The sequence below is a fragment of the Prolixibacteraceae bacterium genome, assembly GCA_019720755.1.
GTDB lineage: Bacteria > Bacteroidota > Bacteroidia > Bacteroidales > Prolixibacteraceae > Halosquirtibacter > Halosquirtibacter laminarini.
Genome location: CP081303.1, coordinates 296,536 through 322,207 on the forward strand (window position 1 = coordinate 296,536; position 25,672 = coordinate 322,207).

Here is a 25,672-nt window from a genome sequence, read left to right on the forward strand (position 1 = left end):
TGTAGAGAGTGTATCACTTCTAGTTGCCTTTGCGGTTAGATTACTTCCTTCGTCTTTTTTTACGTTTTCTTGTTAAGATGTATTCTATTGTACCAGAGATTAGCATAAAGCAACTTAGTAGTCCTAAAAGAGGGACAATAAGAATATAAAAAGGTCCTATAATAGATCTAAATATTCGACCATTATGTATTTCAAAAAGAAAATTCCATAAGGGTAGTTTGACATCCGCCTTAACAATATCTGGCATTGGGAAGACCTTTGACAGAGTTTTACCATCAGTATCACAAAGTCCTTTATAGTGTCCAAATATGTAGTTCTTTCCATCGGGAAGTTTTACATAAGAAGTTACAAATGTGGAGGCAGGCCTTCCTGGTTTCTTTTGCTTAGGAACTTTTAATATAGGTTTTGTGCGATTGCTTATCGGGTTCCATTCCCATAAACCAGAAAAAGAGCCTACAAGCCAATTACCATTGTCTTTTTGTGTGAAAACGGTGGTTCCCATTCCAAAGATTGGGATAGGAATATCGAATTTTTCAAATGGACTTTTATGATCCTTGGGATTCCCATACCATACACCATCTTTACAATCCAATAGAAGCTTTTCATTTTTATTATCGAAGTATCCATTTCTAATTTGATCGTGCCAAGGATTCTCTTTCTTTAACAGATGAAACGTATTACCATGAAGATCTATATGAATAATAAGCATCATAAAGATTGGAGTCAAAAACATCCCAGTGATCGTGATGATAATAGAGAGAGGTAAAGAATACCAACCTATTTTTTTATGGTACTTTAAATAAAATGATCTCGCCTTTTTTTCACCATCTAATTTCTTCTTTTTCTTTCTATTTCGTTTCCATTTCTTTGGATAGTACCAAATGTAGAATGCTGAAATAGACAAAAAGAATAAAATAATACTAGCTATATCCCATACTATTCTTCCTGTCATTCCCCAAATACTTCCATCGTGAAGTTCAAAGAAAAGAGAGATTAAGGAGTAGTTTGCTTGTTGACTTTTTTTTAATAAAGTAATCTTCTTAAAATTAAGTGTATTGCTTTGATAATTAGATTGGTATATATGTGATTTGGTTAATGTGTATATGTGTTGTTTACTTTTAGTAATTCGAATTATCTCATTATCATGAGTAGGTAATTTTATGGAATTCCATTGGTTGTTGTCATATTTGAATAGACCTTGATTTGTCGCAGATATTAATATATCTTTTTCAGGAATATAGAGTATGTCATTACATCGTTTGCCCCAAGCAGATGTAGGATAGTCTCCAGCCATATAAGGCTGTAACTTCTTGTTTGACTTATTGTAGTGAAATACTCCTTGTCTCCCATATATAATCCATTTTAAAGAATCTGTTTGGATCGCTCCTTTTAAGCTTGAACGATTCCAATTATTGGGAATATATGTGTCGGGTATTAATTCTTTGGGAACCGAAATATTCTCAATATTTTGAGGGTGATTTAGTAAAATACCTGTGATACTCATGATTCCAAAAAATAGGATGAGAATGATTCCAAGGTATTTATGTGTGTACCTGCTTATCTTTAGAATTTTCTTCTTCATTAGAGTGTACTAGATTCCGTTAGAAATTGTTTAAAATATAATAGTGGTGTAGATAAACCAATGTAGATCTCTATGATAGTAGGTTCTATTGAGTCTTATCAAAGTAGAGAAGTGAGTTTTTAGTACTACTTGTTCGCTGCGGTATATGCCATAGAGATCATGATTGATTTATATGATTTATTATTTTGGTGTTGATTTATTATTTTGGTGTTGATTTATTATTTTGGTGTTGATTTATTATTTTGGTGTTGATTTCTTATATGCAGTCATCTCTTCTTCGTAACGACTCATTCGTGTGGGATCGATTTTCTGTCTCGGCGTAGAGGTCGTCACTGACATTACATTGAATGCAATAAAGATTTCAAATTCATCGGTGTCGGGATAAAAGTATCCTGTGGCACTCGCTCCGCCAAGGCCATCCTTTGTTGGGTCTAGAGTTGTCGTTGCATTATTACAATAGAGTCTCGTTCTTTTCTCTCCATTTTTTATCTCTGTTCCCATAATTTGCAGATTTGCTCTGAAGTCAATCGCAAATGGCATATTTCCATACTTGAATTGATGGAATTCTAATACTATTTTTTTAGGCTTACTTTTATCATATTTAAAATAAAACTTTAGAGGAAGTCCATCCCCATGAGTTCTTGGTTCGCCTCCAATGAATGCTGCCGTGGTAAATAGTTCCGTTTGGTTAAAAAACTTTTCATACTTGGCAGTTTGATCGACTGCGACAACATCCTCTTCTTTTTTGGAACAAGAACAAAAGAGAATTGATATAAGAAATAAAGAGTATAGTAGTTGTTTCATTTTATTTTTGATGTTAACTGAATTGTCAGGTAAAATCAAAATAGACCTTACCTGACAGCTCAAGCGAAAAAAATGTATACTAATTGTTATTGTATTCTGTTAAATACGATGTCTGCTTTAATGGTTTTCCAAAGAACATTGCCTGTTGAATGTATTTCAAAATAGAGTTTGTTGTTTTGTACATGCCCACTATAAGCTGCATCAAATCTAAATGTGAAAATACCCATATTCATCACTACCGCTTTTTTATAATTTCCGGCAAATACTTTTTCCCCATTTTGATTGGTAGTGTAATCAGCATCTTTTATATCAATAGAAACAGACCCAGGCATTCTTCCAACTTTGAAGCCATCAAGTTCTATATCCAACTTGTTATTGTCTTTCCAAGTAACTTTGAATGTCTTTTGAACGTTGTTGTATTTGTCACCATTCATTGTTGGCTCAAGTACTCCTGTGAAATGATTCATGTTAGGATCTATTGCATCGGTATGAAGTTTAAAAGATTTCTTGTTGTCTACGATTTCGACGCTAAGTACATCTTTATTGTTCTCAAGAAACTTTTTTCCTTCTTTCGTTTCACTAATTGTTTTGTCTATACTAATGGACCTTTTCTCTCCATTGGCATCTTTTTTGATCTTGGTTGGCAAAGTAAGTTTACAATTAGATAGGCCAGTTAATTTGAATACCATACTTGGCTGCCATTCAATAAGATTCTTCAAATTGAGACTTTTAAGTTTTGGTAGGTTCTCAAAGATTACTGCATTGAATGATAATTCATCAATCTTCTTCATAACAATCTCCTCTAAGTCTTCACAGCCTGAGATTGCCAATCCTGCAAAAGGTATCTCAATTCCCTTAATTCCTAGTTTATTAGACTTTGATAGGTCTATCTTTTTAATGCCCGGACACTGTCCCATGATCCAACTAAATAGATTTTCGATATTCGAAAAATCGATCTCAGCATCCGTGAAATCAACATTGTTTATCATTACAGCACTTACACTAGGGTTGAATTTCAGGTAGCTAATCTTAGCTTGGTTTGCAAGATTTATATTTATAGCTCCTGTAACTTTACGAATCACATATTGAATACCTTCAAGTGTTGTGATTTCTTCTGGGAATGGCATAAATAAATTACCAAGGTTAAATTCACCAGCCTCTTGTATTGTCAGCTCTTTCGATATATCAATCTGGTCAGAGTCTGTAAATAGACTTGCATATTGAGTTTTTAAGAAACTTCTTAATTGTATGTCTGGAATTGTTCTTAGTGTGGTATATTTAATCATTTTATCGACATTCATAATTTTCATGTCGATATCTTTGTGCTTAAGATAGAATTTTAGCACTTCATCATCATTATACTTGGCTGTTTCTGGAAGATACAGTTTGTTGATTTGGTTTGATTGAAGTAGGTTACTGAATGAGTATAGCTTATTGCCTTGCAACTCCACTTTTGTTACCGTGGTAGGAAGTTTATTAAAATCAAATTCGGTAAAAAGATTGTCAGATAGATTGATTTCTTCTAAAGATGGAAATATATCTAAGCCCTTGTAGCTGCTTAATTGTTTTCCTGATAAATTTAGAGTCTTTGTATTCTGGGCTTTGTCGTTCATCACCAGTTTATTGTTGGCATCGAATGAATAGCCCATCTCTTTTAAGATGGTTTGTAATTCACTGTTTTCAATTTTTTTCCCTATTGGGAGTGTGTCCTCATCTTTTTTACATGAGGTGAAACTCATTAGTATTGCAAGTGTTAAGACTAAGCTTATTTTAATTGTACTCATAGTGTTTAAATATTGAGACTTAATATGATAATTTATCGCATTTAAAACTGATAAGACCTCCTCTTTCCCCGATCTTCTTATACTGACTATACCAGCTAATAATCATGAGTTTATAGTATTCTTTTCCATCTGCAGAACGTACGATGTAAACATGATTAGACGTTATATAAGCAGGAGGTGGTCCCTTAAAACGTAGGGCATTACCCAGAAGAGCATTGGCTGTCGATTTCATCTGTTTGGGCCCTTCATTTGGATCGAACCACGGTTCATTATTTTGTTTGTAGAAATATGTATTCCACATTTGCTCACTCATTGTTATTTGATATTCTGTATCTTCTGTAAATTGTGCATCTGTGGGGATCTGATTGACTTTCATTATACTTTCATAGGGAATCTTCCCCATGTCGAATGCCCCAGCATTTCCATGACCACTTAAACCACTATTGGTTCGTATATTGTACCTATTGAATGCGATATCCCAATCCACTCGGTCTTTCTGTTCTCCCTCTATTAAAGTTGCTCCAATATCGACCAATGTGTCACTAGAACTAGTTGGATTTAGGTAAGTATCGCTTGCCAAATTATAGTAGAGCCAATCATTTCCATAGGCTGTCTTTCTTGGAAGTGTTTTCCCTTCGAATGGTAATGCATCATATTTGACACAGCATGGAAGTAATGTGATGCAAAAAAGAATTTGGATATATAAGTTTTTCATTATTTGTTACTTAATAAGTGGTCAATCTTGTCCATTTGTAATTCCAATTGTACAAAGCCTCGTCTTCCAGCAGTAGCTGGGACGTTGAACATGGTAACCCCAGACCCTAAAGTCTCAGGGGTATAGTTTAAGAAATTATCTACCCCAACAGTAAGATTGAGACATTTCCTGAATTTTTGTGTAATAGAGAAATTACAGAGACAATATGTTGGAATTTCGACATCAAAGAAGGCATCGTAGGTCTTGTTATTATGAACAATCCTATCTTGGATACTAAAGTCTTTCTGCCCTGTTATCGCTACACTCATATTGCTTGTGAGAGAGTAGTTTCTCTTATCATACTTGTATGAGAGGCGAATACTCCCTGTGTGAGGAGAAGAGGTGTTCAGTTGTACGCCATCTATCTTTTCAACATCGACATAGGAGTAGGAGACATTGAGTATACATGGATCGAATAATTTGATACGCCCCATAATTTCTGCCCCCTTAATATTTGATTGAGAGAGGTTTCTATATTCAAAATTGTATTGAAAGTCGTAAACTCTCCATACTCCCTCTATCTTATTTTTAAAATTATTTGCATATAGATTGGCTGATAGAAAAAGATCACGATTCTCAAACTGACCAGATAAAGAGAAGTAGTTGTTCTTTTCTGGATTTAGAAATTCATCCCCAATGATTTGAAACATTCCCAAATGGTCCCAGTTAAAGTAGAGCTCTTTAATTGAGGGAGATCGATATCCTGAAGCATAATTAAATCGAAAGGTAAATTGGTCTGTAGGATTAAATTTTAATGCCAATTTGGGTGCAATGTTTGTACCATAATTCTCATTATAGCTTGCTCTAAACCCTCCTGTTAAGGTAAATCTCTGTCCTATGTTTAGTTCGTCTTGAAGGAAATATTCGAGATCTTGCTTTTTTTGTGTTGAAAGTTGATTGTTTTTAAACCGATCACTTGTTAAGACATCCTCATAGTATTCAATCCCACCCATTATTAAGTTATTTTTGATAATGTCTGAAGTAAAAAATAACCTAGGCTGATATATTTGTGAATCATAAACAACTTCTCGAGTATCAACTCTTTCTTGTCTTTTATATCTTTTATATTTATCCGTATGTAAACTGATCGTAGTGTTTAATGCTTTCCCTAACTGAATATTTGATTTAAACCCCATTGTAAGATCTTCTGCCTGATCAAATTGAAGGTCTTGAACCATATCGTATGTATTCAATAAAAATCCGGAACCATACAGTTGTAGTGAGATGTTTTTTGTGGGTTCAAAGTATAGTTTTTGTGAAACATTCAGGTGTTCTGATCCTTCGATACCTAAAGGGGGACGTGGAAGCCAAGAGGTGATAATGGTATCCTTCAATAGTCCAATAGATGGATTCGCAGGAAAGTATTTCTTGTCTTTCTGAGATTGGAAGAGATAGTAAGCATCTGATGTGCTATACCACATATCTGTTTGCAATGTAAATTTACCAATTTTAGAGCCTAATGATAGCCATGTCTGCATATTGGGTTTATCTACATTTTTTTCATACATATATAAAAAATCAGATTTTGAAGGGTCTTCATAATTTACTTGATTCATCTGTCCATATCTAACACCGCCTTTTGCTTCAAATTTTTTATTGGTCTTTTTGGTTATTAAATTAATTACTGCCCCTGCTGCTCTTGATCCATATAACGTGGACGATGCTCCTTTTACAATCTCAATACGATCGATGGCGTGAAGGTTAAAACGCTGATAGTCGATATTTCCTGCCATCTCTCCTGTTAATCTTTCTCCATCAATAAGAAAAAGTACGTGTCTTGCATCAAGTCCTGATACATTGATATCAGTACCAAATCCAACTTTTTGAAAGTTTAATCCTGGTATTTCTTGCATCAAAGCATTTTGAATTCCAACATATCCTGATTCTGCAAGTTGATCTGAAGCGATCACTTGTGTGATAACAGGGGAGAGTTTTATAGGTCGAGGAGCCTTGCTTCCAGTGACCACTACCTGATTTAGTCCATAATTAATAGGCTTTACATATATCGTGGTATCTCTCTTATTTTTATAATGAATAAACCCTTCGGTTGTTTGATATCCCATTAGCGAAATCTTGTAATTAAAATCTTCGGTTAGAGGATTTTTTATTACTCCATCTGCATCTGAAATGCCTCCCGTTACTTTGCTCGTATTATTCTTCAAAATAAAGATGAATTGTGCACTGAAAACGGGCTCACCGGAGTCACTATCTCTAATAATGATGTGCTTTTGTGCCCATACTGGACATGAAAAGAAAAGTAAAACTAGTGTTATATATAGTACTGTATTTTTATAGTAATTGAGCCGATGCATTTGTGTAGTTTTGCATTGTTTATAATTGTTACCACAAAACTATGACTCTTTCTAGATGCAGTCAATCCTAATAAATTATGATTATGAGCAACTCTGTTTTATACAGATGTATTTATTTGTTTCTGTTGTCATTAATATGATATCTAGTGTGTTGAGTTGTTTTCGTGGTTTGTGTGTGCTGTCATACAATACCCAAATAGTGATTGTGCTATTATATGTAATCATTATTAATTATTATTATTCTATAAATGTTTACTCTAGAATTTGACATCTTCAGGTTCAATAATCTCATTCATGATTGCATATACAGTCAATCCTGAAATGGTTTTTATCCCAAGCTTATCTGTGATGTTTTTACGGTGAGAAATGACTGTGTTTGGACTGATGAATAGTTTGGATGATATCTCTTTGTTGGATCTTCCTATTGCTACCTCTTTTAGTATTTCTATTTCTCTTTCACTGAGTATCTCTTGGTTTTCCGGATGAGATAACTTGCTTTTCTTAGAAGGGATAAAAAACTTTTGAAATTTATTGATGATCTCTTCATGATTAATGTCTCCTGAGATAACATTACTGTTGTTGTAATTATGAATACAGCTTTCACTAATAACCATAATTTTACACAGTGGAAACCTCCTTTGTAAACAGCAGTAGGTGTTGATCTCTGGTTTTGGAAGCACCTGTTCACTAACGATAATGTGGTAGCATTGATTTATTTTTAACAATTCATCTAAATCTTCGATAGTATCTGTTTCGATAATGTGTGGGTCATTGCCGATTACAGACAAAATTGTTTTAATACCAAGTCTATATAGGTATTGTTTTGCTACTATTACGACCTCTATACTTAATTTATTTTGAACCATTGTTTTGTTGAATTACTTGTTCTAGAATCTGTACTTTTGGGATTAAGACTTTCTCTTCAATGTGACGGTGGTTCTCTAAGTCAATCTCAAGTCTTATAAGTTGTATTAGCAATTGTTGGCATGTTTCTTGGTCAGTATTTGAAGGAATATACTTTACTATTAGATTCTTTAAATCACTTACTTTTACCCCTAGGTTTTCATGCTTTTCACTATAAAAAATAGAGGAGTTAAGCAGGACTGGGTCTTTATATGTAAGGTTTTCTTTTTTCTCTATTAGATCGTAGATATAAGGAAAAAACATATGATCTTCTTGGTAAAGATGTTTGATCAGCTCTTCTTTATATTGAAAGAAAAACCTACTAATAAGTTGGATACTTTGCCAATTTGTTTGTGTTGCTACTCGTTGCATGCGAGAGATACAGCTTTCTAGCTTTGGAATCTCCTTGTGAAGGTAGTATTGGTGGGTCTTCATTAAGTATTCAATAATCAATTTTAAGTCGAATTCTAATAATTCTTTTTTAGGAAAATAGTTAGGAATACTAAATGAATTTATAACAATGAGAAAAAAGTGAAGATTAATACCATGTTGTTGGCAAACTTCTTTGATCGTTTTATTGCCAAAACCTAACGGTATGTCAAAGTGATTAATGACAGAAAGATGCAAGTGTGAGTTCATAATTACATCCGCTAACTGTGTGTCTTGTTGATATAAATTACTGCTACTCTTTGGAAAATGGTTAAGTTTCATTTTTAATTCTTTACAGTTAAAAATAATCTATTGTATTTTGATCGAGTTTTTTGCTTTAAATACTGTTTAGAAGCCCATTATTCTTAATGGGTGACTCCATGAGTTTATCTACAAAATACATCCTGCAAATTAATGTCAAGTATTGTTAAAATAAATCATTATTAATGGTGGTTTTAGGCTATCATTATCGCTATAAGTAATGACATGATTTTGTCCGTTTTCATATAAGACCAATAATATAAGTGAGCTTGTTTATCCTTCGTTGTGGATATGTTTTAAATGGTGTGAACCGATTTCATGAATCAATTTATTGGATGTGACTAGATTTAAGTGTCGCTACGAAGTTGCTTGTAACTAGACCTACTCCCCCTTTAGGAGATATAGTAAATGTAATTTGAAATATACTTCAAGACAACTTACACACTTTGGGGGATAGTGCCATTTGCAGTAATTGATGCTATTTGCTAGTGGATTGATCCGTACTTTGTCCATGGTTTGTTCATGGTTTGTTCATGGTTTGTTCATCGATTCTCCATCGATTCGGTGGAAAATCGGTGGACAAACTATGCATGAGATATGAGTAGACCATGATTAAAGGAGCCTACAAATAGGGGTTATATAGTTGTTTGGAGTACTATTTGACAGGTTTTAGGAACTATTCATCGAAGTGAGAAGGTTTTTATTTTTGAAGAGAGTCATTAATTTTAGTGACTATTTTTTTTGAAATTCAATACGACGATATGTTTCTATATACCCTCCATGGATTTATATGCAGCCACCTCTCATTTGTTTTATTTGCGTTCTTTCGTTTATGTAAAATACTGTATTGTGTTTAATTTAGATTCATTAGATGTAGCATATATAATTGCGGAACTGTTCTATTGTTAGGGGATTATATTAACAAAAAAATAGAATGATTTTATTATATTTGAGTAGATCAACTTATTCATTGGGTTGATCAACGAATGCTTAACATGACTTCTCAATAAAACCATTTTGTTATGAGAAACTTTTTAGTTCTGTACCTTATATTGGGGACCTTCATCATTTCATGTCGTCCTTTTAATCAATCTGACGAAACGCAATATGTTGCAACGATTGGTAAATATAAGTTAAAACAGTCTGACATTTCGAAGTTATTGCCGACAGGTTTAGATAGCTTAGACAGTGTACGTTTTGTTGATAATTTTAAACAACAATGGTTAAGGCAGAAATTATTGGTGATCAGAGCAGAAAAAACTCTTACATTAGATGAAATGGATATGAGGAAAAAGCTGGAAGAGTATCGTGAGAATTTGTTAATTTATCGTCTTGAAAAGAGGTATATAGAACAAAATCTTGATACATTGATTCCGAGTGATTTATCATTGAAATACTATGAGTCTCATAAGGCGAAATTTAAGTTGTCGAAGCCAATCGTAAAAGCTGTTATTGTTCAAGTTCCAAGTTATGCTGCAGATCCTGATGAGATAATGAGACTTTTAATGTCTAAGGATTCAAATGATTTTCTATCTTTAGAGTCTTATTGTTTTCGATATGCAACAAAATATGATGATTTTAATAATGACTGGGTCTCGTTTGATGTGATAGAACGCTTCTTTAAAGACGACTTCCTTCAGCCCAAAAAGTTCTTTCAAAGAAATCGTTATTATCAACAATTAGATTCAACTAATTTTAGATGTGTATATTTGAATCAATTTATGGATGTGGGAGATAATGCTCCATATGAATATTCCAAGAAAAATGTTTCTGCTCTGATTCTTAATGAGAGGAAACAGAAACTTCTTCGTAAGTTAGATAGCCTAACTTATGATAGTGCGGTTAAGAATGGTGAATTAAAACAAGAATAAAAATAAGAACAAGAATCGTATAATATGTATATAAAGAATTTACGTACTTTTTTACTCTCTTTTTGTCTGTGTTGTTCGTTTGTAGCAATGTCACAAGACAAGGTAGTTGACGAGATTGTGGCTGTAGTAGGAAATAATATTATTCTTAAGTCTGATATTGAACAACAGTATTTGCAGATGCAGGTTCAGGGCTATACCACAGATGGAGACATGAAATGTGAAATTTTAGAACAGTTTCTTGAGTCGAAATTGTTGATGGCTGAAGCTGCATTGGATACAACCATTGAGGTGACTGATGGACAAGTAAACGGGGAGATGGAACGCCGTTTACAGATGTATCGTGAACGTATTGGTTCTGATAAAGACATTGAGAAATTCTTTAAACAGAGCATGTCTGATATCAAAAGTAGTTTGGATGATAATATTCGTCAGCAAATTATTACCCAGCAAATGAGAAGTAAAATAACAGAAGGGGTAACTTCTACTCCTGCTGAAGTTCGTAGATATGTAAAAGATACTAAGTCTTCTAAGCTTCCTAAAGTTCCTGGACAACTTGAGTATGAGCAAATTCTTGTTACTCCTGTCGTGTCAGAAGAAGCGGTGTTGCAAGTAAAGAATAGGTTGCGTCAGATTAAGAAAAGAGTGGAGGATGGTTCTAGTTTTGCAACCATGGCAGTGCTCTATTCGCAAGGACCATCTGCAGCCAATGGTGGTGAGCTTGGTTTTATGGGGAAAGGCCAGCTGGATCCAGCCTATGCAGAAGCGGCATTTAATCTAGAAAAAGGAGTGGTTTCCAATGTAGTAAAGAGTGACTTTGGATATCACATTATCCAGATGATTGAGAAAAAAGGTGGAAAAGCCAATACTCGTCATATTCTAATGCGTCCTAAAGTAGGAGCAGAAGCGAAGACTACTGCAAAATCACGTATTGATTCGATTGTTGATCTAATTAATGCCAACAAGTTAACTTGGAAAGTGGCTGCATTTAAGTACTCAAATGACAAGGATTCTAAGAATAATAGCGGATTGGTTATTAATCAAGCCAATATGTCTTCTAAATTTAATATCTCAGAACTTCCTCCTCAAGATAGTAAGGTGTTGGCGAATATGAATGTAGGTGAAATATCTAAACCATATTGGGCGGAAGATCCTCGTAAAGGTGGTGGTTCTTATAAGATCATTCGATTGGTGACCAAAACAAAAGAACATATTGCAAATCCTCAAGAGGATTATCAAGTACTTTATGACCAATTCTTAGCACAGAAGAAAGAGGATGTATATAAAGTTTGGATCAAAGAACATATGGGTAAAACATATGTAAGAATTGACCAATCATATGCAAATTGTAATTTTAACAATACTTGGGCCAAGTAGTTTTGAAAAAAATAAAAGCTATCTGAAGTAAATAACATTTTGAGATTGTTACTTATTTTAGATAGCTTTTTTGTATTATATAAAGGATAAGGTTTTGATTATTAGTCTAATCATGAGACATCGTTTAAGACTTTTGTGTCTGTTCGTATCGTTGACTCTTTTTACGAATGTGGATGCGCAAAAGCGTCGTGTTTATATTGATCACAGTGATAGTTTGGTCAGTAATGTTGGAGTTGCTCATAATGCAGATCGATTGATTGGAAATGTTATAGTGCGACACCAAGGAGCTATCATGCATTGTGATAGTGCTTATTTCTATTCTAAAGAAAATAGAGTGGATGCTTTTGGACGTATCCATATTACCCAAGGAGATACTTTGAACCTAAAAGGAAACTCTTTAGCATATGATGGGAATACTTCATTGGCTATTATTCGTGGGGATGTAAAACTGAAAGATCCTAGTCTGGAGTTAACCACAGATTTGTTAGAGTATAACCTTGAAAATGGGGTTGCATTTTATACCACAGGAGGAACCATCGTGGATAGTCTGAATACTTTAAAAAGTAAGATCGGTAGATACTATTCAAATGATAAAATGTTGTTCTTTAAAGATAGTGTGGAGCTGGATAATAAGGATTTTTTGATGTTTTCTGATACGTTGAAATATAATACAGAGATAAAGACTGTTTATATTTCAGGGCCAACAACAATTAATAGTGATTCGGGATATCTTTATTCTGAGTCGGGGTGGTATTCGACAATTACCCAAAATGCAGAGTTGTATAAGAACTCGAAGATGGGGAATAAGAAACAGGAACTTCGTTGTGATACTTTGCTATATGATAAGCTGAAAGGAAGAGGTATTGCACATCACCATGTAGAGATTGAAGACTTCAAAAGTCGTCTAGTGATCAAAGGAGAGTATGGAAAATATCATGAGTTCAGTAAGAAAGGGATGGTTACGAAATCAGCACTTCTTCTACAATATGATAAAAAGGATACCCTTTATCTCCATGCTGATACTTTACGTACCCAATCGGTTGCCGATTCGATCCCTGATAAAAAGATATTTTTGGCATATAACAGAGTTCGATTTTATCGAAGAGATATGCAAGGTGTGTGTGATTCCCTTACTTATAGTGCACAAGATTCTGTAATGCGCATGTACTTTGATCCTATTGTTTGGGCTATGAAAAATCAAATGACTGCGGATTCGATCACTTATGCAAATAATAATAAAGGGGCTGGTCTTCTGAATCTTTATGGGAAGTCATTTATGGTTTCGCTAGATACTTTAGTGCTTTATAACCAAATTAGTGGTAAAAATATGATTGGTTATATTGTGAATAATAAATTAGATCGTTTAGATGTGAATGGAAATGGTCAAACTGTTTATTATGTGAAAGATAAAGAGGGGATGGTTGGTGTTAATAAAGCGATCTGTTCAGATATTCGTATAAAGTTGAAAAATAATAAAATCGATCGAATTTCATTTATTGAATCCCCAAAGATGGATTTCTTTCCCCCAGGAGATTTTGGTCGAGGAGATCTAAAACTACCCATGTTTAGATGGGAAGAAGCACTTAGGCCCAAGAATCCTCTAGATGTATTTAACTTTGATTCTTACAAGAAAGAGGAAGAGATTATAAGAAATATTGGGGAATCAGATGAGCAGAAAAATGTCTTTGAAAAGGTTCGAAAGTCTCTTCGAAATGTGAAATAGAGATACTTATTTTTTAAGATATTATAAAACCAAAACAAAAGGTCCAGTTCATTTGGACCTTTTGTTTTCTTCGAACTATTTTGATTTAAGGATATTCTCTTGTATAAATTTTAATGTCATTTTCTCTACACGAACCCAGCTGTGCGATTGAAGTCCATTGGCTATCACATGTGTGTCTGCATTAGGAAAAAGAATAAGCTCTTTCTTCTCTGATCCTAAAAGAGGAATCATCTCTTTAATAGCCTTTACGCTAACTGTGTTGTCCTCGTGTTTCTCATCTTTATAGTAGGCTCCTACAAATGTTGGGCAAGTCACTTTTGAAAATGTCTCTTTATTCATGGTTTGATCTAGTAGCTGTTGAAGATAGACCATGCCTTCTACTCTATATTTCTGATACCAATATTGCGCAATTTTACCTGTATCATGAAATGTTCTAAAATTTCCTCCCATTGCCATCTTTGCGATGTCTAGTCCCCAAGGTTTTGAGAGAAGTCTTGCTTCGGCTTGTTTAATCACAATATTAGGGGAGTATAATATTAAACCATCTACAAGTTCGGGGAAGTCCGCTGCTAGTTTTAAAGACAATGTTCCTCCAGTAGAAGTGCTCATGATAATCACTTTTTTTCCTAGTTGGTGGGCTATCATCAAAGCTTCTTTTGCTGAGTCATATAGCAGATTCGGTTTCATATCTAATAGAGGGTTATCCTCCACCAATCCATGGTCATGAAGACGTGCAAAGAATGCATTGGCTTTCATGTCGTTTGCAATATTCATGTTTATTGGAGCACCTTCGTACCATGATGCGGAGAATCCATGAAGATAAAGTAAAACGTAATCTGTGGCTTCTTTAGTGTTCGGATTATTCCAAATAATACGAGCTTCGTTGTCATCTTTTATATTTACTTTACTCTCTCTTTGTTGTATCCATTCTTCTAATTCTTTTCCACTTTTATCCACATTGGGTAGCTCAAGCGATAGGTCATATTGTTCCATTTTCGGTCCGACGAAGTACCCAACTATTAGAAAAATAATACAAACTATCAGTACCTTAATCTTTTTCATATATCTTATGTTTTACTTCAAAACTACTATTTATGGCTTTTGTTTTACTAAAATTAATCACTTTTTGATCATTATGCTCAAATGTTCTATTTTTAGATAAAAACAATCGTACTTGTAATATGTTGATATCTAATCATATAAAGTGAAGTGGTATGTGGTAATTTAATTCTCCTGATATAAAATTAACAATAATTAACTTTATCGCATTGTGATTACTCTTAAATTTGATTCAATTTGTCAGGATAACAAAGACTGCTATATCTATTTGTTCGTATTCATTGATACATTTAGCTTTAAGAAAGATCTTTGGGAAAAGAAAGAATAAAATGTTAGATTGTTTACTACCCCCATCTCGAATAATTGATAAGAATGAATCCCTATTCATTCGTTCTGCTATTCACATCTAATGTTGCTACCCCCCGTTAAGGATTTATAATAAATTGAAACCATCACTCTGAAAAAATATATTTTAATGAAAGATAATAGAATACATTACAAGAGATTCAACGAACGCGATCAGAGGTTTAATGAAAGATTTGATGATGCTTACTTTGAACGTCAACATGCCAAAGGGAAATTGACTGCCATCGAACGTATCGATATTTTGTTAGATGAAGACTCTTTTGTTGAGATTGATGCTTTTGCATTGCCTTTAGATTATAAAGGAGATAACCCTAAAGCATTGGGAGATGGCGTGATTTGTGGATATGGAAAGATAAATCAACGTGATGTCTTGGTATATGCACAAGATTTTAACTATCAAGGTGGTTCTCTTGGAACTATCCATGCCGAGAAGATACAAAAGGTGCAAGACCTTGGTCTTCGTATGGGACACCCTGTAATCGGTTTGATTGATTCTGGAGGTGCTCGTATCCAAGAAGGAATTGCTAGTTTGGCTGGTTATGCTGGGATTTTTATGAACAACGTAAAGTCTTCTGGTGTAATTCCTCAAATTTCTGTTATATTAGGTCCTGCAGCAGGTGGTGCGGTATATTCGCCAGCATTAACGGATTTCATCTTTATGACTCGTAAAACAGCTTATATGTTTGTGACGGGGCCAAATGTGGTGAAAGAGGTGCTTAATGAAGATACCACAAGTGAAAAATTAGGTGGTGCTGATGTACATAGTACAAAAAGTGGTGTTGCCGATTTTATATACGATGACGAAGAGCATACTTTATTAGGGGTTCGAAAACTGTTAAGTTATCTACCTTCTAATAATGTGGAACATCCTCCAGTGGCAAAAAATGCAAATATTTTGCCTGATGGAATGGAAAATATCTCGAAGATTATTCCTGATGATTCAAATAAACCTTATGATGTGATAGAGATTATTAATCGTCTGGTGGATAAAGGCTCTTTCTTCGAAACAGCGGAAGGATATGCGCAAAGTATCGTTACAGGTTTAGCTCGTTTGAATAACCAAGTGATTGGTATTGTTGCAAATCAACCAAAACACTTGGCTGGTACTCTAGATATTGATTCTTCAAGAAAAGCTGCAAGGTTTGTTCGTTTTTGTGATGCATTCCATATTCCAATTTTGGTCTTGGAAGATGTGCCTGGTTTCTTACCTGGTATTGAACAGGAGCATGCTGCAATTATTAAGCATGGAGCAAAACTTCTTTTCGCTTTTGCAGAAGCATCTGTTCCTAAAATTACTGTAATCCTACGTAAAGCCTATGGTGGTGCTTATATTGTGATGAATAGTAATAAGATGGGAGGAGACTTCAATTTTGCATGGCCGACAGCGGAAATTGCTGTGATGGGACCTGAAGGAGCGGTGAAAATATTAAATCGTAGAGAGATTGAGGCTTCAGACGATCCTGAAGCACTTCGTCGTTCATTGATTCTTAAGTATAAAGAAGAGGTTGCCAATCCATATATTGCAGATCAAAAAGGATATATTGATGAGGTAATTCTACCAGAATCTACTCGTGAAAAATTGATTAAGGCATTTTCTCTATTAGAAAATAAATTCGAAGAGAAGAGTTCTAAGAAGCACGGTAACATTCCACTTTAAAAAAGTACAAACTGTATGAAAAAAATATCATCTATACTTATCGCCAATAGAGGGGAGATTGCTATTCGTATAGCAAATACTGCTCATAAAATGGGAATAGAAGTTTATGGTCTAATGACACATTATGAGCCAAATGCTGTTTATTTAATGCATATGGATCATGTGGTGGATGTCACAGGTCATTCTCATGAAAATATATTCATGAACCCTGATAAAATAGCTGAGATTGCTAAAGAAAATGGTGTCTCTTCGGTGCATCCAGGTTATGGATTCTTGTCTGAGAGTAGAGAGTTAGCTGAAGCATGCGATAAAGAGGGTGTTATCCTTATTGGCCCTTCCGCTCAAGCGATTGAAGATATGGGGGACAAAGGGGTTGCTCGTAAGATGGCTAAAGCCGCTGGTGTACCAATTCTTGAGGGAAGTAAAGATATTGTTGAGAATATAGAAGATGCTAAAGTTTTAGCAGATAATATCGGATACCCTGTGATCATTAAAGCCGTTGCTGGTGGTGGTGGTAAAGGAATGCGTGTTGCCCGCAACTCAGAAGAACTAGAGATGATGTTTAAGATGGCCCGTCGTGAAGCAGAAGGTATCTTTAACAACTCAGATGTTTTTATTGAGAAATATGTGGAAGATCCTCATCATATCGAGTTCCAGATTCTTGCTGATATGCATGGAAATGTAGTACACCTTTTTGAAAGAGAGTGTAGTATTCAACGTAAGCACCAAAAGCTTGTCGAAGAGGCACCATCTCCTGCTCTAAATGATCAATTGAGAGCAAAGATGGGGGAAGCAGCTGTAAATATCACTAAATATGCAAACTATTATAGTGCTGGAACAGTTGAGTTCTTGGTGGATAGCGAGAAGAATTTCTATTTTCTTGAGATGAATACTAGAATCCAAGTGGAGCACCCTATTACTGAGGCGATCACTGGAGTGGATTTGATTGAGCAGATGATCCGTATCGCTGAAGGAGAAAATCTCTCTTTCAAGCAAGAGGATATCAAGATAAATGGTGCTTGTGTGGAATATCGTTTAAATGCTGAAGATGTACAATCTAATTTTGCTCCTGCTTTTGGAATTATTGAGCAATATGATTTTCCTACGCATCCAAATTTGAGATTGGATACAGGGTACAAAAATGGTATCGTAGTTCCTCCATATTTTGATTCTATGGTGGCTAAAGTGATTGTTTCTGCAGAAAGTCGTGATAAGGTTTTAGAGATATCAAAAGATATTTTTGAAGATATTAAGATAAAAGGAATCAAAACAACTTTACCATTCTTTAAGAAAGTATTAGATACTCCTTCTTTTGTTAAAGGAAGCTATACTACTTCGTTCTTACTTAAAGACGTTGATCAAGTATATCTTCAGAAACCCAATGAGGAGATGGTTGCTGCTTACGTCGCAATGCAACTGTATTTAAATAATAAGAGTGATATTGAAACAGGAGATTTAGAGCAAAAGTTTACTTCTCCATGGTTACAAAGTAAGTACTTAAAAAACTTTTAATCATGATTACACGTAAAAGAAGAACCAATAACTTCTATGTTGGCGGTGAAAACGAATATAAATTTGTTGAAGAGTTAGGAGAGTTGAAATCTTTGAATGGCGAGAAAATAAGTATTGGTACTGATTTCTCTAATGAAGAGATCGTTTTAACTCTTGATGGTACAGAGCATAAAGCACAAATTGTCTCTATTAAAAAGAACAAGTGTACTGTGCTCGTGAATGGTAATAGCTATAATTTTGTTATCGATACAGAGATCTCTAAAAGAAGAAAAGAGATTTTAGCTCGTGATGAGGATGAGAAAGAACAAGAGGTACTGGCCCCTATTCCAGGAAAAATTGTGGATGTTTTTGTAGCAAAAGGGCAAAATGTCGAAGCTGGACAGATTATTCTAACTCTTGAGGCTATGAAGATGCAAAATGAAATTCTTGCTCCAATTTCTGGTGTAGTTACAGAACTAAATATTAAACCAGAACAGGTGGTTGTTGCTGGTCATAAAATGGCGATAATTGAGGTCATGTAATTTTGAGTCTTCTTTATGAAGAGTTAAATTATAAAAATCACTTTTTATATTATAATGCAAAAAGAGAGTAGTGTTTTAATGCTACTCTCTTTTTTTGAATATATTAGAATACCCCACCATTTTTATATACTAATTCATAGTATCCATAATCGTATTGATCACTGGCTGTATTAAATCGAAGTGTCTTGACAAATGCAATTGCACTATCGATGGTTTTCTGGCTGGTGATTGTGGTTGAACCCTCTTCAACAGTAACTTTAGATACATGACCTGAAGGGTTTACTGTTAAAAGAAGATGAATTTTACCCGCTTCGCTTCCTAAATAGGTAGGCTTTTCAGCACCAGTGATAAAGACTCTATTCTTTACACTAAGTCCTCTATGTTTTGAGGATTTAGTCGTTGTCTTTTGACTATCAGACTTATTCGTTGTTGCGTTTGTTTTTGTCGGCTGATTGCTATTCTCAGTAATTTGTTGGAACATTTGGTTCATCTCAGCTTGTTGCTTTTGAATGATCTTTTCTTGTACCTTACGGATGCTATCTTGCTTTCTTTTCTCTATTTTTCGTTTGATATTCTCAACACGTTGCCTCTCGACTTCTTCTCTTTGTTTTTTCTCCTCTTCGGCTTTTTTGACGGAGTTAATATCAGTCGTTTTCGAGTTGTTTACTTTTGGGTTCTCCTTCTTTTCCCCTTCATTAGACTTGTTTTTATAGGATTTGCCTTGTTTTGGGACAGGAGTAGATTTGTGAATCTTCTCTATTTTCTTCTGTTTCTTCTGCGCCTGCGCCTGAGAAGCAGTTGCAATTTTGTCATTCTTTTGAGGAGGATTTTTATGTTTAGGTCTTGCCTGAGCCACTCTATCTACTCCACTATTATCGACCAAAACTACATATTCTTCTCCAGCACCTCCATCACTTCCCTCAAGAGGTATAAAGTATAACAGAAGTAGAATAATAATATGCCCTACTATAGAGAAAATTACACCATGAATTCTAGTATCATCGTTTTGATTAACCATGTTAGTTCATTTGTTAGGCCTATTTTTTATTTGTTGTGCCAAGTAATAGAGTATAGTTCAACTCTCTTGCTAAGCTCATAACTTTCACTACTTCCTCTACTGGAACTGATTTTTCTGCTTGTAACATGACTACTGGTCTTGGTTGTCCTTTCTTAATCTCTCCTTGTGGAAACGTTGTTTGTAATGCAGGAGAAAGGTCACTGAAGTTACAGCTAATTGCATCATCTGTTCCGTTGGAGTAACTATATTTTACATTACTGTTGATATATATCGTGAATATAGATTTATTACTTTTTCCTTGTGAACTCTCTGGAAGGGCTATTTTAAGGCTTGGTGGCCCTATCATAGTAGATGCTATCATGAAAAACACCAACAAAAGGAATACAATATCAGTCATTGATGACATACTAAAAGTAGCATCAACTTTGCTTCTTCTTTTTAACGACATGCTTGTTTATTTTTTTGTTGGTTCGTGTAATATATCCATAAATTCTGTTGAAGTATGCTCCATAATTGCAACAGTTTTGTCTACGCGCGCAACCAAAATATTATATGCAAAGTAAGCAAGGATACCAACTAGTAGACCTCCTGCAGTTGTAGACATCGCAGTATAGATACCTCCTGCAAGGTTTGATATATCTACATTTTTAGCACTTGACATTTCATAAAAGGCTTGAATCATTCCCATTACTGTTCCCAAAAATCCAATCATTGGAGCTCCACCAGAAACACTGGCAAGTACAGGAAGTCCTTTTTCTAGTTTCGAGATCTCAAGGTTTCCTACATTTTCGATAGCAGTCTGTACGTCACTCAAAGGACGTCCCATTCTACGTATTCCTTTTGCAATCATTCGCCCCATAGGAGTATTGGAAGTTTCACAAATAAGTAGTGCATCATTGAATTCTTGTGCTTTGATCTTTTGTTTGATCTCATTCATCATGTTATTGTCAAACTTTCTTGCCCTTGCAATAGCAAAATAACGTTCTCCGAAAATATATAGAGCAATGATTGATAAAATCACTAGTGGATACATCATTACTCCACCCTTTTCGAAAATGTCAGCAGGAGTAAGACTAGTGCTTACCTGCGTATTTAAATTTTTTGCTGTTTCTGTCGCTGCTTGTGCTGCAGTGTTAAGTAAAATAGATAGGGTATGCATGTCTTTGAATTATTTCAATTTTAAATTATGATACAAAGTTAACCAAAGGTCTTGCAAAATAATTATTTTATAATACAAATATATTTTGATTTCGAACTTTTATTAAAGATAATTTCTTTATTAGTAATTTATTCACCCGTAACGTTTGAATCCTGTTTTTTTCTCTTTTGTTTCTTTAACATTTTCTTTCTTTCTCTTTTTTCTTGACGCATTATGCGTTTTTCTCTATATCTTTTGAACAGTTCTTCAAAGCTATTAAAGTTCTCCTTAAAGCTTATACCTAGCCCCTGAGTGTATGGTGCGGTATCATATAATTCATCGTTAGATCTGTTGTACACTTTCAGTTGTAGTTTGCCGTTTGGAGTAAGCTTTACATAAACTTCAACTTCTCCAACAATTTCGTTCGCATTATTCGATTGCAAACTACCATTGTTTCCTATATTTCCATTAATAAGAACACGATTATTAAGTAACTGGGTACTCAATGCGACTTCAATTTGACGATTGCTGACATTATCCCCTGGACGATAATTGAATCCAATGTCAAAATCACTAGAAATTTGAGAAAGCCAACTAGAGAACTGGTTTGATAAAAGCTCGGAGGCTGTGGCACTAATAATATCAGCATTGTTCGTTTGTGTATCTCCACTTTTTAAGTAATCAGGAGTCGTAAATTTACCAATAAGAAGGATGGAGATCATCTGCCTAGTAATCTCTTCTTTCGTAGAAAGATACTGTGCTATTTCGTCTTTTGTTCTTTCGTCTGCTGTCGGTAGTTCTATTGCAAAATCAACTCTTGGATTAGACAATTCATTGGTTAATTTAATAATACAATCTACCTTAATACGTTTTGTATAATCACTAGATGAGCTATTACTTTCGCCAAGAAGTTCATAAAGTGATGCTTTAGTAGAATATACTGCTTCTAAATCTAGCCTTGCTTTGTATGGATCACCTTCCCAAGAGATCTCACTATTCTCTTTTACTTTAAAATGTTTACTGATAAATCCCTGGCGTGTAAAGTTGTAATTACCTTTTGCAATGGTGTAATTTCCAAACATTTTTAAGTTTTGTTCTTTGTCGTAGATTATTCTTAGATCACCACTACCTGAACCTTCTATTAAGTCTGAGGAAGAACGGTCAAATATAATTCGAAACTTTGCATCTGGTGTCATGGTTAAATCTAGGTTGAAAGTGAAGAATTCATCTATTTCACTTTGCTGTAGAGAGACATGTTCTTTGTAGAATTTAACAGGTTTCTTAAATCGAACAAAACTATTCTCTGCCGCATTGGACGGACCTTCCATCGGGATACTAATATTGGTTCCCATACCAGTTTTCACATTGGCATCTAATACTAGGTCATCGAAATTTCCTGTAAGTTTGACATTCCCCGAAGCATTTGCAGTTCCATAAAAATCTTCGTTGTCATCTATGGTTGTATTTAGAACAGAAAGGTAATCGGTATTGATATTTAGGTTAAACAAGAAGTTTGAAAAGAAATCATGTTTAATATAGCCATCAAACCTTCCTTCATTGTTATCCAAATCTTTAATGATAATATTTTGAAATAACATGGTGTCAGGCACAAATCGGATAGTATCGGTTAGTCTATAGGTTGTTTTGGTAAAGTCTATTCCTATCAGCCCTTTGTCAAGCATTACATCTCCTGTTAGATAAGGATGGGATATTTTTCCTTGAACTTTAACATCACCAGAGATGTCACCACCTATTTCGAAAGCAAAGCTCTTTAAGAATGGCATAAGACTGACAAACGGGACTTTATCTAGTATCGCATTGTAATCCATCTCATTGGTAGATGGGGTGAATGTTCCATGAGCATCAAGGATGTTTTTATCCTCTTTTCGTAATAAAAGTTGGGAGAATAGTTTTTTCTCTAGGCTATTCCAATCTGATTTTAACAGAATGTCTCCCAGTGGTTTATCACTAAATGAGAAGTCTTTAATCTTTAGATCTCCTAAGAATATTCTATTCTTATAAAAGTCTTTCATGGTAAGCACTCCATTGATAATACCACTTAGTCCCGTGTCCCACGCAAAGACCTTATCCATTTTTCCAATAGATACATTGTTAAATGAAACGTTTAGAGAATCTGATGGGTCATGAGAAACCTTTCCATTGATAGCTAAAACGTGTTTGTTGTTTTCTATACTGAAATTAGAAATCTCAATAGCAGTACTATCTAATTTTACTTTTGAATCTGATATTTTGAACTTATAGTCTGAGACATATATATAAGATGGACGAATCAAGAATTCGAATATAGGTACTTTTCTTTGTTCATTATCTCTACTAATAACCGTCTCGATGGGAATATTCCCGGAATATGTGATGGAGTCAGAGTTACTCCAGGAGAAAAGTGATGCTATCGTATCATTCTTAGCATAAGAGTGAAGTGCTAAATTATCTAGTGTGATATTATTACTCAATGTAATTTTGGAAGTTCTGAGTTTTGCATTTAAAATCCCTTGATTCTCATAAAGATTGATATTAAATTTTTTGACAAGATTCTTATTATAGTACAACTCAGGAATGCTAATATTTAATTTAGCAGAGTGAATTGAATCTGTCAAGTTTCCCCCTATTGTAATAGGAAACTTAACAGCAGTATTAGGAATAAAGTAATTAATTAGCCCTTTGTCGCTAGTAATCTTTCCTGTCACTTCGATATCATTGGGTGATGTAAGGGTTGATACTGTTGATAAACTTGGAAGGTTGGATGAAATGATGTTCTGTATGGAATGAAACAATGACTTGTATGTATAATGTCCTTCAATATTTACATTTAGAAAGTCACTATCAATATTAAATATACGGCAATCTTTGCTTTTGTTTGTTGTGAGCTTTACATCTTTTACAAAGCAACGTTTTGTGTCATTAGAGATACTAAAATTATTCAGATTGATGAGTCCTCTAAAGTTGTCAATATTATTTCCTGTGAAATTTGCTTTGAGTCCAAAGTTTAGCGTATCAATTCTGCTTGGTTCTCCAATCTTAAGATAAGCAGGAATGAAATTTTGTACACTTAGATCAAAATCATAACTTGGAATATCAGACAGGTAATCTGCTTTACCGTTAAAAACTAGATCTAAAAATGGGTCTCTAATCGTGACACCTCCTTTGAATCCTCCTGTATATGCATTTCCATTAAGATGGATTGAATGGATAATATAATTTTCAATTTGAATATCATCGATGGTACCGATAATATTCAAATTGTAATCACTTTTCTTTGTGTAGTAACCAGTAATATTGGACCTTAAAGTAAGTTTCGTCTCTTTTTCTGCATTTAGAAGACTTCCGATAAGAAAATCTTTGGTATTAAATTTACCGCTGACATTGATCCTTCCTTTATTGTCTGGGCGGATTGCGATATCAGTGTCAAGTTCACCAAGCATTCCTCTCATTGTTCCAAAACAGACAAAGTCTGAAGGGAATCCCGTAAATTCTCCTGAATATGTAATAATATTCTTATTGTGAATATCTGTTGGTAGGTCTAGAAACTTATTTTTTAACGAGATAGGAAGTTTGACCTTATTTAACTCTCTAAAATCGAAAGATGCTTTCTCTAATTTGGCAAAAATAAATGTGTTATGAAAGTTGGGTAGTCCAGAAAAACTAACATCTCCGTTTACTTTTGTATAATCTTTTAGTTTAAGCTCTAGATCTTTTAGTTTAAGGTTCGCAATAGGACCTTTTACATTACCTGAAAACTGAATCTTTTCGTCCATTCCTTTTATGCTAGGAACAAAGAAAGATATATCCTTTAGTGAGATTGAAGATTTGTTAATTTTAAATTTAAAAGGATGTTTATCCAAAGCCAAAATAGAAGTATCTTTTTTTGTTTTCATCATAAAATCACTTGCATCAATCTTAGAAAGAGCTGTTTCAAGAGAAAAGTGATTAAATGCAATATGTTCAGAAGTCAATTCAACATCAATATTAAATTTGCTTATTTTAATTGAATGATCTTCTTTCAGCTTTAGTTCATGGACCTTTAAATATAAACTGGAATCCTTTTTTTCTGTTTCGAGATCAACGGTTATATCTTTAAAATTAAGATGATTAATGTCGAAGGCCTCCTCTATAACTTTTGTGTTGTCATCATTATTCCTTATTTGTGCATTTTCAATACGTACATGATCTAATCTAAATTGCCATGGTGATTGAGTTGATGTCGTATCGCTGCTTTTTAATGAATCTAATAAAAACTGATAGTTGTAATTTGAAGCATCTTTATATCTACGCGAATTCACAAGAGTAGATTCAAGAAGTATTTTGTTTGAATAGAGTTGTTGTTTGGCAAAATCGATAGAATCAATTTTAACTACCAACGCTTTTGCATAGATCAGCGTATCCTGTTTTTGATCTTTGATTAGAAAATCTTTTAATACAAGAGAGCTTAGTGGTCTAATGTCCACTTTTGAAATAGAGATCTCTGTACCTAATTCTTGAGATAGGTCATCAGTGATCGATTGGACTATTAGAGTTTGAACACGACTACTTAATAATGCAATGTAACATCCACATAAAGTGATTATTAGCATCAAGAAGACTAGTAG

General features: G+C 34.2%; 18 protein-coding genes. 6 read left to right on the forward strand and 12 right to left on the reverse strand.

Annotation, left to right across the window (positions count from 1 at the left end; translation table 11 throughout):
* Positions 1-40 precede the first annotated feature (40 nt).
* The 7 genes from K4L44_01270 to K4L44_01300 form a co-directional block, all read right to left on the reverse strand.
* Positions 41-1,582, reverse strand: a complete 1,542-nt coding sequence (locus K4L44_01270; GenBank protein QZE14530.1) for a PepSY domain-containing protein — start codon at positions 1,580-1,582, stop codon at positions 41-43.
* Between the two features lie 237 nt (positions 1,583-1,819).
* A complete protein-coding gene (locus tag K4L44_01275) occupies positions 1,820-2,386 on the reverse strand; it encodes a DUF4903 family protein (protein ID QZE14531.1) in 567 nt (188 codons plus the stop codon).
* 86 nt (positions 2,387-2,472) lie between these two features.
* Positions 2,473-4,170, reverse strand: a complete 1,698-nt coding sequence (locus tag K4L44_01280) for a hypothetical protein (protein ID QZE14532.1) — start codon at positions 4,168-4,170, stop codon at positions 2,473-2,475.
* A gap of 19 nt (positions 4,171-4,189) precedes the next feature.
* Positions 4,190-4,885 (reverse strand): HmuY family protein, encoded by a 696-nt coding sequence (locus tag K4L44_01285; GenBank protein ID QZE14533.1) that lies wholly within the window; start codon positions 4,883-4,885, stop codon positions 4,190-4,192.
* The gene (locus tag K4L44_01290; GenBank protein QZE14534.1) at positions 4,885-7,086 is read right to left on the reverse strand and encodes a TonB-dependent receptor; all 2,202 of its coding nucleotides are present in this window, start codon (positions 7,084-7,086) and stop codon (positions 4,885-4,887) included. The genes K4L44_01285 and K4L44_01290 overlap by 1 nt, the downstream gene beginning before the upstream one ends.
* Before the next feature lie 407 nt (positions 7,087-7,493).
* The gene (locus K4L44_01295) at positions 7,494-7,850 is read right to left on the reverse strand and encodes a LuxR C-terminal-related transcriptional regulator (GenBank protein QZE15930.1); all 357 of its coding nucleotides are present in this window, start codon (positions 7,848-7,850) and stop codon (positions 7,494-7,496) included.
* A gap of 238 nt (positions 7,851-8,088) precedes the next feature.
* Complete coding sequence (locus K4L44_01300) at positions 8,089-8,850, reverse strand: hemerythrin domain-containing protein (GenBank protein ID QZE14535.1); 762 nt, start codon at positions 8,848-8,850, stop codon at positions 8,089-8,091.
* A 1,001-nt stretch (positions 8,851-9,851) separates the two neighbouring features.
* Here K4L44_01300 and K4L44_01305 point away from each other — a divergent pair.
* The 3 genes from K4L44_01305 to K4L44_01315 all read left to right on the forward strand — a co-directional run bounded on the left by K4L44_01305 (position 9,852) and on the right by K4L44_01315 (position 13,797).
* Complete coding sequence (locus tag K4L44_01305) at positions 9,852-10,700, forward strand: hypothetical protein (protein ID QZE14536.1); 849 nt, start codon at positions 9,852-9,854, stop codon at positions 10,698-10,700.
* Between the two features lie 87 nt (positions 10,701-10,787).
* Entirely contained in the window at positions 10,788-12,074 is a 1,287-nt protein-coding gene (locus K4L44_01310) for a peptidylprolyl isomerase (GenBank protein QZE14537.1), read from the forward strand.
* Between the two features lie 112 nt (positions 12,075-12,186).
* Positions 12,187-13,797, forward strand: a complete 1,611-nt coding sequence (locus K4L44_01315) for an organic solvent tolerance protein OstA (GenBank protein QZE14538.1) — start codon at positions 12,187-12,189, stop codon at positions 13,795-13,797.
* 75 nt (positions 13,798-13,872) lie between these two features.
* On the opposite strand, the gene K4L44_01320 is transcribed toward K4L44_01315, so the two are convergent.
* Positions 13,873-14,859: an alpha/beta hydrolase gene (locus K4L44_01320; GenBank protein QZE14539.1), complete on the reverse strand. Its 987-nt coding sequence runs from the start codon at positions 14,857-14,859 to the stop codon at positions 13,873-13,875.
* A 472-nt stretch (positions 14,860-15,331) separates the two neighbouring features.
* Here K4L44_01320 and K4L44_01325 point away from each other — a divergent pair, with 472 nt between their 5' ends.
* From K4L44_01325 to K4L44_01335, 3 genes are read left to right on the forward strand one after another with little or no spacing between them, the layout of a single operon-like run.
* The gene (locus tag K4L44_01325; GenBank protein QZE14540.1) at positions 15,332-16,879 is read left to right on the forward strand and encodes an acyl-CoA carboxylase subunit beta; all 1,548 of its coding nucleotides are present in this window, start codon (positions 15,332-15,334) and stop codon (positions 16,877-16,879) included.
* 15 nt (positions 16,880-16,894) lie between these two features.
* The gene (locus K4L44_01330; protein QZE14541.1) at positions 16,895-18,391 is read left to right on the forward strand and encodes an ATP-grasp domain-containing protein; all 1,497 of its coding nucleotides are present in this window, start codon (positions 16,895-16,897) and stop codon (positions 18,389-18,391) included.
* Positions 18,392-18,393: 2 nt separating this feature from the next.
* Positions 18,394-18,912 (forward strand): biotin/lipoyl-binding protein, encoded by a 519-nt coding sequence (locus K4L44_01335; GenBank protein ID QZE14542.1) that lies wholly within the window; start codon positions 18,394-18,396, stop codon positions 18,910-18,912.
* 103 nt (positions 18,913-19,015) lie between these two features.
* Here K4L44_01335 and K4L44_01340 read toward each other — a convergent pair whose 3' ends face one another.
* From K4L44_01340 to K4L44_01355, 4 genes are all read right to left on the reverse strand, one after another.
* The gene (locus K4L44_01340; GenBank protein ID QZE14543.1) at positions 19,016-19,930 is read right to left on the reverse strand and encodes a hypothetical protein; all 915 of its coding nucleotides are present in this window, start codon (positions 19,928-19,930) and stop codon (positions 19,016-19,018) included.
* A gap of 19 nt (positions 19,931-19,949) precedes the next feature.
* The gene (locus K4L44_01345; protein ID QZE14544.1) at positions 19,950-20,378 is read right to left on the reverse strand and encodes a biopolymer transporter ExbD; all 429 of its coding nucleotides are present in this window, start codon (positions 20,376-20,378) and stop codon (positions 19,950-19,952) included.
* A gap of 6 nt (positions 20,379-20,384) precedes the next feature.
* Positions 20,385-21,089 carry a MotA/TolQ/ExbB proton channel family protein gene (locus K4L44_01350; GenBank protein QZE14545.1) on the reverse strand — a complete coding sequence of 235 codons (705 nt, stop codon included), beginning with the start codon at positions 21,087-21,089 and terminating at the stop codon, positions 20,385-20,387.
* A 128-nt stretch (positions 21,090-21,217) separates the two neighbouring features.
* Positions 21,218-25,657 (reverse strand): translocation/assembly module TamB domain-containing protein, encoded by a 4,440-nt coding sequence (locus K4L44_01355; GenBank protein ID QZE14546.1) that lies wholly within the window; start codon positions 25,655-25,657, stop codon positions 21,218-21,220.
* Positions 25,658-25,672: the final 15 nt, after the last annotated feature.

Excerpts from the sequence above, each read along its gene's own strand:
- K4L44_01270 (QZE14530.1), bottom strand. The coding sequence starts at position 1,582 with ATGAAGAAGAAAATTCTAAAGATAAGCAGGTACACACATAAATACCTT.
- K4L44_01275 (QZE14531.1), bottom strand. The coding sequence starts at position 2,386 with ATGAAACAACTACTATACTCTTTATTTCTTATATCAATTCTCTTTTGT.
- K4L44_01280 (QZE14532.1), bottom strand. The coding sequence starts at position 4,170 with ATGAGTACAATTAAAATAAGCTTAGTCTTAACACTTGCAATACTAATG.
- K4L44_01285 (QZE14533.1), bottom strand. The coding sequence starts at position 4,885 with ATGAAAAACTTATATATCCAAATTCTTTTTTGCATCACATTACTTCCA.
- K4L44_01295 (QZE15930.1), bottom strand. The coding sequence starts at position 7,850 with ATGGTTATTAGTGAAAGCTGTATTCATAATTACAACAACAGTAATGTT.
- K4L44_01300 (QZE14535.1), bottom strand. The coding sequence starts at position 8,850 with ATGAAACTTAACCATTTTCCAAAGAGTAGCAGTAATTTATATCAACAA.
- K4L44_01305 (QZE14536.1), top strand. The coding sequence starts at position 9,852 with ATGAGAAACTTTTTAGTTCTGTACCTTATATTGGGGACCTTCATCATT.
- K4L44_01310 (QZE14537.1), top strand. The coding sequence starts at position 10,788 with ATGTCACAAGACAAGGTAGTTGACGAGATTGTGGCTGTAGTAGGAAAT.
- K4L44_01315 (QZE14538.1), top strand. The coding sequence starts at position 12,187 with ATGAGACATCGTTTAAGACTTTTGTGTCTGTTCGTATCGTTGACTCTT.
- K4L44_01320 (QZE14539.1), bottom strand. The coding sequence starts at position 14,859 with ATGAAAAAGATTAAGGTACTGATAGTTTGTATTATTTTTCTAATAGTT.
- K4L44_01325 (QZE14540.1), top strand. The coding sequence starts at position 15,332 with ATGAAAGATAATAGAATACATTACAAGAGATTCAACGAACGCGATCAG.
- K4L44_01330 (QZE14541.1), top strand. The coding sequence starts at position 16,895 with ATGAAAAAAATATCATCTATACTTATCGCCAATAGAGGGGAGATTGCT.
- K4L44_01335 (QZE14542.1), top strand. The coding sequence starts at position 18,394 with ATGATTACACGTAAAAGAAGAACCAATAACTTCTATGTTGGCGGTGAA.
- K4L44_01340 (QZE14543.1), bottom strand. The coding sequence starts at position 19,930 with ATGGTTAATCAAAACGATGATACTAGAATTCATGGTGTAATTTTCTCT.
- K4L44_01345 (QZE14544.1), bottom strand. The coding sequence starts at position 20,378 with ATGTCGTTAAAAAGAAGAAGCAAAGTTGATGCTACTTTTAGTATGTCA.
- K4L44_01350 (QZE14545.1), bottom strand. The coding sequence starts at position 21,089 with ATGCATACCCTATCTATTTTACTTAACACTGCAGCACAAGCAGCGACA.
- K4L44_01355 (QZE14546.1), bottom strand. The coding sequence starts at position 25,657 with ATGCTAATAATCACTTTATGTGGATGTTACATTGCATTATTAAGTAGT.